This window comes from Comamonas sp. E6 (assembly GCF_001010305.1).
Lineage (GTDB): Bacteria > Pseudomonadota > Gammaproteobacteria > Burkholderiales > Burkholderiaceae_C > Comamonas > Comamonas thiooxydans.
This window is the reverse complement of the sequence record NZ_BBXH01000007.1, coordinates 1-12,426: the sequence shown is the minus strand read 5'-3', so window position 1 is coordinate 12,426 and position 12,426 is coordinate 1. Positions and strand designations below refer to the sequence as shown.

The following is a 12,426-nucleotide window of genomic DNA, read 5'->3' as shown; positions in this document are numbered from 1 at the left end:
CCCCCTCTCTCGCTTCGCGGGAGGGGGACAATACCTTCGCTGCGGGGCGGCTCTTGCTCGGTATTTCTGGAGCAGGAGGCGATGCTCGCAGCAGGGCTTGAAGATTTGAGGACAGTTGATGCAAAAACGTACGCTGCTGGCCGCCATGGCCTTGACGCCTTTGCTGGGGGCCTGCGGCTTTCGCCTGCGCGGTGCGCCGAATTTTGTGTTTCGCTCCATTTATGTGCAGGCGGGGCGTGGTGCGCCCGTGGGCACTTTGCTGCGTCGCAGTCTGGAATCGAGCAGCGATCAATTGACCGTGGTCAAGGACCCGGCATCGCCCGATACCGCCGAGGTGATCTGCCAGATCATCAGCGAGCAGGCCCAGCGCGTGATCATCGGCTCCAACGTGGCTGGCCAGGTGCGTGAAATCGAACTGCGCCTGATCGTGCGCTTCTCGTTGCGCACGCCCGGCGGCGATGAGCTGATTGAGCCGGTCGAGATTCGCCAGATTCGCAACGTGACCTATAACGAAACCAATGCCTTGTCCAAGGCAGTAGAAGAGGAAATGCTGAACAAGGACATGCGCAACGACATCGTGCAGCAGATCATTCGCCGTTTGGCTGCGGTCAAGAGCCTGCAGGTGTCATAAGCCATTGCCTGAGTTGCTGCGCGGCGGTCCCGGGCGGAGGCCGCGAGTCGCCGGCGATGCGCCGGTGAATCTGATAGCTGCTGACGCTTGAATTCAGGGCGTTTCAGATACTTTTTATAGAAAACTTTTCTCCATGCAGCTTGCGCTGAACCAGCTTACCTCCCATCTGGCCAAGGGCTTGCGCTCGCTCTATGTGCTGCATGGCGATGAGCCCTTGCAGCAGCAGGAAGCGGCCGACGCGATTCGTGCAGCGGCGCGTGCTCAGGGCTATACCGAGCGCAGCAGCTATACCGTCATGGGCGCGCACTTTGACTGGAGCGGCGTGCTGGCGGCCGGCGGCAGCCTGAGCCTGTTTGCGGACAAGCAGATTCTGGAAATTCGTATTCCCAGCGGCAAACCCGGCAAGGATGGTAGTGCTGCGCTGCAGCAACTGGCCAGCAGCGCCCAGGGCAACGACAGCACGCTGACCCTGATCAGTCTGCCGCGCCTGGACAAGGCCACCAGGACCGGGGCCTGGTTTGGGGCGCTGGACGGCAACGGTGTCTCCATCCAGGTCGACCCGGTGGAGCGCGGTGCGCTGCCGCACTGGATTGCCCAGCGTCTGGCGCTGCAGAACCAGCGCGTGGCGGCCGGGGAAGAAGGCCAGCGTACGCTGCAGTTCTTTGCCGACCGCGTGGAAGGCAATCTGCTGGCCGCGCACCAGGAAATTCAGAAACTGGCCCTGCTGCACCCCGCGGGCGAGCTGAGTCTGGCGCAGGTGGAGCAGGCCGTGCTCAATGTGGCGCGCTATGACGTGTTCAAACTGTCCGAAGCCGTGCTCTCGGGCCAGGTGGCGCGCAGCATGCGCATGCTGGACGGCTTGCAGGCCGAAGGCGAGGCCGAGGTGCTGGTGCATTGGGCACTGGCCGAGGACATTCGCAACATCAAGCGGGTCAAGGACGCCATGGCGGGCGGCAAGCCTTTGCCCATGGCACTGCGCGAAAACCGCATCTGGGGCCCCAAGGAGAGGCTGATGGAGCGGCTGCTGCCACGTGTCAGCGATGCACGCGCGGCCGAGTTGCTGCAGGCAGCTCATGCGGTGGACGGCATTGTCAAAGGTCTGCCCAGCGAGGGCTGGCCGCGCGACAGCTGGCAGGCCCTGCGGCAGCTGGCCATGCAGCTGGCCCAGGCCGGGCGCTGATTTGCGGCTCAGTCGGGATTGGCAGTGAGCTGGGCTTGGGCCTTGTCGGCCCATAGGCGAAGATTGTCCAGCAGGTCCTTCTGGCTGAAGGAGCAGCTTTCCTCGGTGAACAGCGCGCTGGATTCGAGCCGGTCCAGCAGATTGAGCAGCACCTCGCCATAGCGTGGCGGCAGTGCCGCAAGCAATGTGGTCGCGGCGCGTGCCTGCTGGCCGAGGGCGCTGGCGCTGATCTGTGAGCGGGCGAGCTGCTCGAATCCGCTGCGCAGCTGCTGGAGCTGGCGGGCGCTTTCCTGCAGCGCTGTGGTGTTGTGGCTCATAAGTCTCCTTGCGATTCAGAGGCCGAGTGTAGGTGTCAGCAGGGCCATAAACCCCCTCATGGTCGGGCTTGTCTGCGCAACTTGCTTATCTCGGCGAAAATCACGCCATGAACGCGCTCAATACCGTCGAATACATGCACAACCTCGGTGTACAGGCAAAAGCCGCCTCTGCACTGATGGCGCGTGCGTCTGCAGCTACTAAAAACAAAGCACTCAAGGCGCTGGCCCGTCTGCTTCGCGAGAACGTCGAGCCGCTGCAGATCGACAATGCCCGCGATCTGGAGCGTGCCGTGGCCAATGGCCTGTCGGCGCCCATGGTCGACAGGCTGCGACTGACGCCCAAGGTGCTGGAGACCTGCGCCGAAGGCTGCGAGCAGCTGGCTGCCATGCCCGATGTGATCGGCGAGATCAGCGGCCTCAAGCAAATGCCAAGCGGTATCCGCGTGGGCCAGATGCGTGTGCCCCTGGGCGTGTTCGGCATGATTTATGAAAGCCGCCCGAATGTGACCATCGAAGCGGCCAGCCTCTCGATCAAGAGCGGCAATGCCTGCATTTTGCGCGGTGGCTCGGAGGCGATCGACTCGAACAAGGCGCTGGCCAGGCTGGTGGCCCAGGCGCTGGCCGAGGCCGGTCTGCCTGAAGACGGCGTCAAGCTGGTGGAGACCACCGACCGTGACGCCGTGGGTCAACTCATCGCCATGCCCGACTATGTGGACGTCATCATCCCCCGTGGCGGCAAGGGCCTGATCGAGCGCATCAGTCGCGAGGCCAAGGTGCCCGTCATCAAGCATCTGGATGGCAATTGCCACACCTATGTGGATGATCCCTGCGACATCGCCATGGCCGTGAAGGTGGCCGACAACGCCAAGACCAACAAGTACAGCCCCTGCAACGCCAGCGAAAGCCTGCTGGTGGCACGCGCCGTGGCTGCAGACTTCCTGCCCAGGATCGGTGTCGTCTATGCTGCCAAGGGCGTGGAGATGCGCTGCGATGCCGAGGCCCTGGCTATTTTGCAGACTGTCAAGGATGCCAAGCTGGCCCAGGCAGTGGAGCAGGACTGGTACGAGGAATATCTGGCCCCCATCATCAGCGTGAAGCTGGTGGACGGTGTGGACGAGGCCATTGCACACATCAACAAGTACTCCAGCCACCATACGGAGTCGATTCTGACCACCAATCACCTGCATGCGCAGAAATTCCTGCGCGAGGTCGATTCGGCCAGCGTCATGGTCAATACCAGCACCCGCTTTGCCGATGGCTTCGAGTTCGGACTCGGCGCCGAGATCGGCATCAGCACCGACAAGTTCCATGCGCGTGGGCCGGTGGGCATCGAGGGCCTGACTTCGCTCAAATACGTGGTCTTGGGCGACGGCGAAGTCCGCTCCTGAAATCCGTCTTCCGGAGAGGCTGCAGGCGCGGTCTTTTCCGGATATGACTCAATGCCGCAGCTTGGATCCCTTTCCATAACACCATGAAAATCATTATTCTGGGTGCCGGGCGCGTAGGCCAGAGTGTGGCCGAAAGTCTGGTGTCCGAGCAAAACGGAATCACCGTCATCGACACGGATGCGCGAGCATTGCGTGAGTTGGAGTCGCGCTTCGACCTGCGCGGCGTGGTTGGCAACGGCATCGATCCCCAGGTGCTGGCTGAAGCGGGCGCCAAGGATACCGACCTGCTGATCGCCTGTGCCTCCATGGACGAGACCAACCTGGTCTGCTGCAAGATTGCCCAGGCCGTGTTCGATATTCCGACCCGTATTGCGCGGGTGCGCTCGTCCAGCTTTGCGGTGGACGACCCGGTGCTGGGCAAGGAGGGTTTTGCGGTCGATCGCATCATCTGTCCCGAGGAATCGGTCACCCATTACATCCGCAAGCTCATCGAATACCCGGAAGCCATGCAGGTGCGCGCCTTTGCGGGCGGTCGGGCCGCATTGGCCTCGGTGCGCGCGCGCGCCGGCGCGCCTGCTGTGGGCCTGCAGATTGCCCAGGTGCGAGAGCGCATGCCCGAGCTGGCCATGCGCATCGTGGCGATCTACCGCCGTTTCATGGACGAGCCAGACCGGTTTGTGCGCTGCGACGGGGCCACGCGCATAGAGCCCGGCGACGAGGTCTTCATGCTGGCAGCGACCGAGCATGTGTCCGAGGCTCTCAAGGCCATCAATCTGCCCGAAGGCCGCCCGAGCCGGCCGGTGTTTCGCATCATGATTGCGGGCGGAGGTCAGGTCAGCCTGCGGCTGGCCAGGAAGCTGGCGCAGACGCCCGGGCGCTTTCACGTCAAGATCATCGAGTCCAACGCCCAGCAATGTCTGAGCCTGTCGTCGGCGCTGCCTGCCGAAGTGCTGGTGCTGGAGGGTGATGCCACCGATGAGGCCCTGCTGGAGGAAGAGGGCATCGAGGAGGTGGATCTGTTCCTCGCGCTGACGGACGACGATGAGGACAACATCATGTCCAGCCTGCTGGCCAAGCGCATGGGCGCGCGCCGTGTTCTGTCGCTGATCAATCGCCGCGCCTATGCCGATCTAATGCACGGTACGCAGATCGATATTGCGCTGTCGCCGGCGCAGGCCATGTTGGGCGAGTTCCTTGCTTACGTGCGCCGCGGCGATGTGCAGGCCGTGCACAGCCTGCGCCGCGGCGTGGCCGAGGCACTGGAGATCGTGGCGCGCGGCGACCGCAAAAGCTCGCGCGTAGTGGGGCGCAAGGTGGAAGAGCTGCGCCTGCCCGAGGAAGTGCATATCGGTCTCATTGTGCGCGGCATTCCAGAAGGCAAGACCTGCGAGGAAGTGGCGGGCACGGCATTGGAGACCGAGGTCATCATTCCGCGCAGCCATACCGTAATCGAATCCGGCGACCATGTGGTGTTCTTTCTGCCCAACAAGCGACTGGTGCGCAACGTGGAAAACCTGTTCCGCGTCAGCGCCACCTTTTTCTAAGCTGCACACATGAAAGACCTGCTTCCTGTCCTGCGTGTGCTGGGCATGCTGATGATCATGTTTGCCGGCGCCATGCTGCTGCCCTTTGGCATCTCCTGGTTCACGCAGGATGGCATCTGGCGCATCTATCCCTGGTCGATCGGACTGACGGTAGGCGTGGGCCTGCTGCTGTGGGGGGGGCTGCACCGTCACAAGCAGGATCTGCAACCGCGCCATGGCGTGATTCTGGTGACCCTGGTCTGGGTAGTGCTGCCGCTGTGTGCCATGGTGCCGCTGATGATGGGGCTGAACCGGGTGGGCATTTCCATCAGTCTCACCCATGCCTACTTCGAGGCTGTATCGGGCCTGACGACGACCGGGGCCACGGTGCTCAGCGGTCTGGATCAGTTGCCGGTGTCCATCAATGTCTGGCGTACCTTCATGCAATGGATGGGGGGTATGGGGATTCTGATTCTGGCCGTGGCCGTGTTGCCACTGCTGGGTGTCGGCGGTGCTCAGCTTTTCAGAGCGGAAGCTGCAGGTCCCGTCAAGGACACCAAGCTCACGCCGCGTATTACCGAGACGGCCAAAGGCCTGTGGGGTGTGTACGCGCTGTTCTCCATTGGCTGCTTTCTGACCTTCTGGGCCTGCGGCATGCAGCCGCTGGATGCGCTGATGCATATGTTCGCCACGGTGAGCCTGGGCGGGCTGTCGTCGCACGATGCCAGCTTTGCCTATTTCAACTCGCCGCTGCTGGAGGCCGCGGCCTTGCTGTTCATGTTGCTGGCAAGTTGCAACTTTGCGCTGTACTTCGTGGCCATGCGCAAGGGGCGTATCGATAGTTTCATGCGCGACCCCGAAATGCGCGCCACGATCGGCGTGTTGCTGGGCTCGGGCCTGCTGGTGGCGCTGCTGCTCTGGGTCAAGGGGGTCTATGGGCCGCTCGATGCCTTGCGCAACGGCATGTTCCACACGGTCTCGGTCGCCACGACCACCGGCTTTTCCACCACGGACTATCTGTCCTGGCCGGTGTTCATTCCTGTTTTGCTGTTGCTGTTGTCGGGGGTGGCCACCAGCGCAGGCTCGACCGGCGGCGGCATCAAGATGGTGCGCATGCTGATTCTGGTCAAGCAGGCCAGGCGCGAGATGACACGTCTGGTGCACCCGCGAGCCGTGCAGCCGGTGCGGCTGGGCGATGCGGTGGTAGATAACCCGATGATTTTTTCGGTGCTGGCCTACATGCTGGTTTACGGTGCCACCGTCATTGTGCTGAGCATGGTGCTGCTGCTGACCGATCTCGACCCTCTGACCGCGTTCTCTGCCGTGCTGGCCAGCGTGCACTGCATGGGACCGGGACTGGGCGCGGTTGGCCCATCATCCAACTACACGGTGTTGACGGATTTCCAGATCTGGGTGTGTACTCTGGGCATGCTGTTGGGGCGGCTCGAGATACTGAGTTTCATGGCTTTGCTGTCACCGGCGTTCTGGCGTCGTTGAAACAAAGACTGGGGAAAACACCTATCTCATGCTTCAATCTCTACAATTGCCCCCCACCATCGTCTCCTGAGGGTATTTATGGTTCCACATCTCGTCACGGCTTTGACCGGCCCCATTAACGAACTTGAGCAGCGCATTCTCGACTCCATGCCTGCCATTGAGCGTTGGTTCCGCCTGGAATGGATGGAGCACACGCCGCCGTTCTACTGTTCGGTGGACATTCGTAATGCGGGTTTCAAGCTGGCACCGGTGGATACCAACCTGTTTCCTGGCGGCTGGAACAACCTGACCGATGAAATGCTGCCACTGGCTGTCCAGGCTGCGATGGCTGCCATCGAAAAGATATGCCCCGAGGCGCGCAATCTGCTCATCATTCCCGAGAACCACACGCGCAACACCCACTATCTGGCCAGCGTGCTGCAGCTCAAGCGCATCTTCAGCATGGCGGGTCTCAATGTGCGCATCGGCTCCATCAGCCCCGAGATCAAGAAGACGCTGTCCATCACGCTGCCCCTGGGCGACGAGATCAAGCTGGAGCCGGTGATCCGCAGCAAGCGCCGTCTGGGCCTCAAGGATTTCGACCCCTGCACCATTTTGCTCAACAACGACCTCTCCACCGGCGTGCCCGGCATCATCGAGGAGCTGTACGAGCAATACCTGCTGCCGCCGCTGCATGCAGGCTGGAATGTGCGCCGCAAGAGCCGTCACTTCCAGAGCTACGAGGAAGTCGGCAAGCGCTTCGGCAAGCTGCTGGGCATCGACCCCTGGCTGATCAACCCCTTGTTCGGTCATGTGGAGAACATCGACTTTGCCGAAGGCACGGGCATGGAGGCCCTGGCCGAGCAGGTGGACGTGATCCTCTCCAAGGTGCGCCGCAAGTACAAGGAATACGGCATCAAGGAAAAGCCGTTTGCCGTGGTCAAGGCCGACAACGGCACTTATGGCATGGGCGTGATGACCGTGCGCGACGCCAAGGAGCTGGCTGCGCTGCCGCGCAAGAGCCGCAACAAGATGGGCGTCATCAAGGACGGCCAGACCGTGCATGACGTCATCGTGCAGGAGGGCGTGCTGACCTATGAGCGCATGCACAACGCCGTGGCCGAGCCCGTGGTCTACATGATGGATCGCTATGTGGTGGGCGGTTTCTACCGCATGCACCCCGAGCGCGGCGAGGACGAGAACCTCAATGCTCCCGGTGCGGGCTACGTGCCCCTGGCTTTCCAGCAGAGCAACCACCTGCCTCAGGCCAGCGCACGTCCGGGTGCCAGCGCACCCAACCGCTTCTATATGTATGGCGTGATAGCACGTTTGGCCATGTTGGCGGCCAGCTACGAGTTGGAAGCCACTAATCCCGACGCAGAAATTTACGACTGATTTCGCAGGCGCTGAGGACAGCGCACAATGCCGACAATTTGATCACTTGGTGACTGCCTTACGAGTCGCTTCCTGAATCGTGCAAAATTCGAAATCCTCGCTAGGCGCCCTGACCCTGGGCGCGATCGGTGTCGTCTACGGAGACATCGGAACCAGTGTTTTGTACTCGGTCAAGGAGGTTTTCGGCTCAGGCTATGTGCCGTTCACGCCGGACAACGTCTATGGCGTGCTCTCGGTACTGTTCTGGACGCTCACGGTCATCGTCTCCCTCAAGTACGTGACCCTGGTGCTGCGCGCCGACAACAACGGCGAGGGCGGGCTGGTGGCCATGCTGGCCCTTGCCTCGCAGACGGTCAAGGACAGGCCGCGACTGTCCTGCACGTTGTTTCTGGTGGGGATGTTCGGCACCTCGCTCTTCTATGGCGATGGCGTTATTACTCCGGCGATTTCCGTGCTCTCGGCGGTCGAGGGCCTGGAAGTCATCTCGCCGCATTTCACCAAGGCCGTGATTCCGCTGACACTGGTGATTCTGTTTCTGCTGTTCTTCGTGCAAAAGCGCGGCACCGCAGGCATAGGCAAGTTCTTTGGCCCTGTCACCGTGACCTGGTTTGTCTGTATCGCCCTGCTGGGCGTGCACCAGATCATGGGGCATCCGGAAATCCTGGCGGCACTCAGCCCGCATTACGCGGTCCGCTTCATCTGGAACAGCCCGGGCATCAGCTTCATCATTCTGGGCTCGGTCGTGCTCTGTGTGACGGGTGCCGAGGCGCTGTACGCCGATCTCGGGCACTTCGGCAAGAAGCCTATCCGTCTGGCCTGGTTCAGCGTTGCCATGCCGGCGCTGACCTTGAATTACTTCGGTCAGGGCGCTTTGCTGCTGGCCAATCCCGAGGCAGTCAAGAACCCGTTTTTCATGATGGCGCCCAGCTGGGCGCTGCTGCCGCTGGTCATCATGGCCACCATGGCCACGGTGATCGCCTCGCAGGCGCTGATCACGGGAGCCTTCAGCGTGACGCGTCAGGTCATTCAGCTGGGCTACTTCCCTCGCTTTGAGGTACGCCACACCAGTGTGAAGGAGACCGGCCAGATCTATATGCCTCTGGTCAACTGGGGTCTGTTTGTGGCGATTGCGCTGGCTGTTCTGCTGTTTCGCAATAGCGGCAATCTGGCGGCGGCCTACGGTATTGCGGTGACGCTGGACATGCTGATCACCACCATGCTGACCTTCTTTGTCATCCGCTATCGCTGGAACTATTCGCTGGCCTTGTGCCTGCTGGCGACGGGCTTCTTCTTCGTGGTGGATCTGGCTTTCTTCGCCTCGAATCTGCTCAAGCTGTTTGAAGGCGGCTGGTTCCCGTTGCTGATCGGTGGCACGGTCTTTACCCTGATGATGACCTGGCGCCGAGGGCGCGAGCTGCTGCATCAGAAGTTGCAGGCGGATGCGCTGGATCTGCGTCAGTTTCTGGAATCCACCTGGCGTCATCCGCCCACGCGCGTGCCCGGCACGGCGGTTTTCCTCTCGGGGGAGCCCGGCACCGTGCCGCATGCGCTTCTCCATAACCTCAAGCACAACAAAGTGCTGCATGAGCGCAATCTCTTTGTGACCGTACGCAACCACGAAGTGCCCTGGGTCGGAATGGACAAGCGGGTGGAGTCCGAGTCGCTGGGCGGCGACTGCTGGGAAGTCATCATCCACTACGGCTTCAAGAATGAGCCCGATGTGCCTGCTGCGCTGGCGCAACTGCGTACCCAGGGCTGCAAGCTGGACTCCATGTCCACCAGCTATTTCCTGTCGCGTGATGTGATCATCCCGCGCATGAACAACTCCATGGCGCACTGGCGCGAAAAGCTGTTCGCGCAGATGCACAAGAATGCGAGCCGGGTGGCTGATTTCCTGCACCTGCCGAGCAACTCGGTGGTGGAGCTGGGCTCCAAGATCGAGCTGTAAATACTTTGAGTCAAATAGGCCTTTGGCTCTTTATCCGCAAGCGCTGATAGCTATTGATTTTGACGTGATGATGGGCTTCGTCATTCGCGCTTACGCGGAGTGCATCATTTGGGGTGGGGCTGGTGCCAGAATGCACGGATGCGCTTTTTCAAAGACTTGAGTCCTGCCGCCGTGGCCGCAGGCTTTGTGGCCGTGCTTGTGGGCTTTACCAGCTCGGTAGCCCTGGTGTTTCAGGCGGCGCAGGCGTTTCATGCCACGCCTGAGCAGATTACTTCCTGGATCTGGGCACTGGGTCTGGGCATGGGTCTGTGTTCGCTGCTCCCGTCGCTGATTCTGCGCATGCCAGTCATGGTGGCCTGGTCCACCCCAGGGGCGGCGGTGCTGGCGACCGCCGGGCTGGCGGGCGGTTTCTCCATGGGGGAGGCGATCGGTGCCTTTATTGTCAGCGCGGCACTCATCATTCTGGTGGGGGTGACCGGCTGGTTCGAGCGCATCATGAACCGCATCCCCATGGAAATTGCGTCGGCCCTGCTGGCCGGCGTGCTGGCCAAGTTCGGCATGCAGGCTTTCTCTGCGGCCGAGACCAATCTGTCCCTGGTGCTGGTCATGCTGCTTGCCTATCTGCTTTCGCGGCGTATGGCTCCTCGCTATGCGGTCATCATCACCCTGCTGGCCGGAACCGCCTGGGCGGCGCTGAGCGGGCAGATGCAGTGGTCGGCCGTGCATGGCGGGCTGGCCATGCCGGTCTATACGGCTCCCGAGTTCTCGCTGCAGGCGCTCATCAGCCTGGCGTTGCCCCTGTTTGTCGTGACCATGGCTTCGCAGAATCTGCCAGGCGTGGCGGTGATCCGTGCCACGGGCTATCCGATACCGGTGTCCAAGGTCATCAGCATGACCGGCATGGCGACCTTGTTGCTGGCGCCGTTTGGCGGCTATGCCCTCAACCTCAGCGCCATCACGGCGGCGATCTGCATGGGAGACGAGGCGCATGAGGACAGGGACAAGCGCTATACCGCTGCTGCTGTGTGCGGACTGCTATATATTTTGATAGGTGTCTTTGGTGCGGTGGTCACGGGCCTGCTGACGGCCTTTCCCAAGGAGCTGGTGGCCTGCATCGCCGGACTGGCCCTGCTTGGCTCCATAGGCGGCGGCATGGCGACGGCCTTCAAGGAGGAAAAGCACCGAGAGGCAGCGCTCATCACCTTTCTGGTCACGCTCAGCGGCGTCGTCATCGCAGGGGTGGGCTCAGCCTTCTGGGGCGTGGTCGCTGGCAGCCTGGCCTTGCTTGTCCAGAGCCTGCGTGCGCGCAGGACCTGAGTATCTGCCGTCATATTGTGGTGTTTTGCCTGGCTGGGCATGATGCCGGTATCTACCTCTACCGCTAGAGTTTTTCACCATGCAAATACTGTTTGTTGCCGATCCGCTGGAATCCTTTGTCATCTACAAGGACTCCACCTTTGCCATGATGCGTGAGGCTCAACGCCGAGGACACCAGATCGTGGCCTGCGAGCCCCGCCATATCTCCTGGCAAAGCGGCGGCAAGGTCATGGCGCAGGTGCGCCACATCAGCCTGACCGGGGAACAAGACCGCTGGTTTGAGGAGACGCGAAGCGCTTTGACGGCACTGGCAGATTTTGATGCCATCGTCATGCGCAAGGATCCGCCCTTCGATTCCGAGTTCTTCTACGCCACGCACATGCTCGGTCAGGCCGAGCGTGAGGGCGCCAAGGTCTTCAACAAACCCAGCGCACTGCGCGAGCATCCCGAAAAGCTCGCCATCATGGAGTTTGCACAGTTCATCTCGCCCACCCTGGTCACGCGCAGCGCCCAGGACATCCGTGCTTTTCATGCAGAGCACAAGGACATCATCCTCAAGCCGCTGGACGGCATGGGCGGCATGGGCATCTTCCGGGTCGGCGAAGACGGCCGCAATCTCGGCAGCATCATCGAAACCCTGAATCAGGGGGGCTCTACCAGCGTCATGGTGCAGAAATTCCTGCCCGACATCGTTCATGGCGACAAGCGGGTGCTTATCATCGGCGGCAAGCCCGTGCCGTTCTGCCTGGCACGCATTCCGCAGGGCAATGAGGTGCGCGGCAATCTGGCGGCTGGCGGCAAGGGGGTTGCCCAGCCATTGGCGCAGCAGGACAAGGCAATTGCCGAGTTCATTGGGGAGCGTTTGGTGCAGCGTGGCCTGCTATTGATCGGACTGGATGTGATTGGTCACAACGTCACCGAGATCAATGTGACCAGTCCCACCTGCTTCCAGGAGATCTTTGATCAGACCGGCTGCGATGTGGCAGCACTGTTTGTTGATGCACTGGAGCAGGCAGCTAGCGCCTGAGAAGCGACAAAGAACCCCGGCAGGCAAGGCCTGCCGGGGTTCTTTGTCTGGATGTCCGTGCGGATGTTGCCTGGCCTGCCAAAATCTGTGTACAATGCAAGGCTTCACTGAGCGAAATGCAAATTTTTGCTAGTCGATCTGAAAGAAATCAGACGGCAAAGTTGTGATAGAATTCAAGGCTTCGCTGATCGCAGCAAGCAACGAGATTTGAAATCAAGCTTCTT

10 protein-coding genes are annotated in these 12,426 nt (G+C 61.4%); 9 read left to right on the top strand and 1 reads right to left on the bottom strand.

The genetic code is table 11. From position 1 onward, the window contains the following. The first annotated feature begins 118 nt into the window (after positions 1–118). Both lptE and holA read left to right on the top strand, forming a co-directional pair. A complete protein-coding gene (gene lptE, locus CSE6_RS04370) occupies positions 119–631 on the top strand; it encodes an LPS assembly lipoprotein LptE (RefSeq protein WP_004340434.1) in 513 nt (170 codons plus the stop codon). A gap of 133 nt (positions 632–764) precedes the next feature. Beyond that, positions 765–1,811, top strand: a complete 1,047-nt coding sequence (holA, locus tag CSE6_RS04365) for a DNA polymerase III subunit delta (RefSeq protein WP_059439968.1) — start codon at positions 765–767, stop codon at positions 1,809–1,811. Positions 1,812–1,819: 8 nt separating this feature from the next. Here the strand turns inward: holA and CSE6_RS04360 are convergent, their stop codons facing one another. Further along, a complete protein-coding gene (locus tag CSE6_RS04360) occupies positions 1,820–2,128 on the bottom strand; it encodes a hypothetical protein (RefSeq protein WP_034350740.1) in 309 nt (102 codons plus the stop codon). A 107-nt stretch (positions 2,129–2,235) separates the two neighbouring features. Between CSE6_RS04360 and CSE6_RS04355 the strand changes: the two genes are divergently transcribed. The 7 genes from CSE6_RS04355 (at position 2,236) to gshB (ending at position 12,202) form a co-directional block, all read left to right on the top strand. Next, on the top strand, positions 2,236–3,516 hold the full coding sequence (locus CSE6_RS04355) for a glutamate-5-semialdehyde dehydrogenase (RefSeq protein WP_059439967.1): 1,281 nt from the start codon (positions 2,236–2,238) through the stop codon (positions 3,514–3,516). Between the two features lie 83 nt (positions 3,517–3,599). Further along, positions 3,600–5,060, top strand: coding sequence for a Trk system potassium transporter TrkA (gene trkA, locus CSE6_RS04350; RefSeq protein WP_034405556.1), 1,461 nt, complete (start codon positions 3,600–3,602; stop codon positions 5,058–5,060). A 9-nt stretch (positions 5,061–5,069) separates the two neighbouring features. Beyond that, positions 5,070–6,536: a TrkH family potassium uptake protein gene (locus tag CSE6_RS04345; protein ID WP_004340449.1), complete on the top strand. Its 1,467-nt coding sequence runs from the start codon at positions 5,070–5,072 to the stop codon at positions 6,534–6,536. A 78-nt stretch (positions 6,537–6,614) separates the two neighbouring features. Further along, positions 6,615–7,910 carry a glutamate--cysteine ligase gene (gshA, locus tag CSE6_RS04340; protein ID WP_004340452.1) on the top strand — a complete coding sequence of 432 codons (1,296 nt, stop codon included), beginning with the start codon at positions 6,615–6,617 and terminating at the stop codon, positions 7,908–7,910. A gap of 79 nt (positions 7,911–7,989) precedes the next feature. Then, on the top strand, positions 7,990–9,858 hold the full coding sequence (locus CSE6_RS04335) for a potassium transporter Kup (RefSeq protein ID WP_059439966.1): 1,869 nt from the start codon (positions 7,990–7,992) through the stop codon (positions 9,856–9,858). A gap of 138 nt (positions 9,859–9,996) precedes the next feature. Further along, on the top strand, positions 9,997–11,175 hold the full coding sequence (locus CSE6_RS04330) for a benzoate/H(+) symporter BenE family transporter (protein ID WP_059439965.1): 1,179 nt from the start codon (positions 9,997–9,999) through the stop codon (positions 11,173–11,175). A gap of 79 nt (positions 11,176–11,254) precedes the next feature. Next, positions 11,255–12,202 carry a glutathione synthase gene (gene gshB, locus CSE6_RS04325; protein WP_045839398.1) on the top strand — a complete coding sequence of 316 codons (948 nt, stop codon included), beginning with the start codon at positions 11,255–11,257 and terminating at the stop codon, positions 12,200–12,202. Positions 12,203–12,426 lie beyond the last annotated feature (224 nt).

Excerpts from the sequence above, each read along its gene's own strand:
- CSE6_RS04345 (WP_004340449.1), top strand. The coding sequence starts at position 5,070 with ATGAAAGACCTGCTTCCTGTCCTGCGTGTGCTGGGCATGCTGATGATC.
- trkA (WP_034405556.1), top strand. The coding sequence starts at position 3,600 with ATGAAAATCATTATTCTGGGTGCCGGGCGCGTAGGCCAGAGTGTGGCC.
- gshA (WP_004340452.1), top strand. The coding sequence starts at position 6,615 with ATGGTTCCACATCTCGTCACGGCTTTGACCGGCCCCATTAACGAACTT.
- gshB (WP_045839398.1), top strand. The coding sequence starts at position 11,255 with ATGCAAATACTGTTTGTTGCCGATCCGCTGGAATCCTTTGTCATCTAC.
- lptE (WP_004340434.1), top strand. The coding sequence starts at position 119 with ATGCAAAAACGTACGCTGCTGGCCGCCATGGCCTTGACGCCTTTGCTG.
- CSE6_RS04360 (WP_034350740.1), bottom strand. The coding sequence starts at position 2,128 with ATGAGCCACAACACCACAGCGCTGCAGGAAAGCGCCCGCCAGCTCCAG.
- CSE6_RS04330 (WP_059439965.1), top strand. The coding sequence starts at position 9,997 with ATGCGCTTTTTCAAAGACTTGAGTCCTGCCGCCGTGGCCGCAGGCTTT.
- CSE6_RS04355 (WP_059439967.1), top strand. The coding sequence starts at position 2,236 with ATGAACGCGCTCAATACCGTCGAATACATGCACAACCTCGGTGTACAG.
- holA (WP_059439968.1), top strand. The coding sequence starts at position 765 with ATGCAGCTTGCGCTGAACCAGCTTACCTCCCATCTGGCCAAGGGCTTG.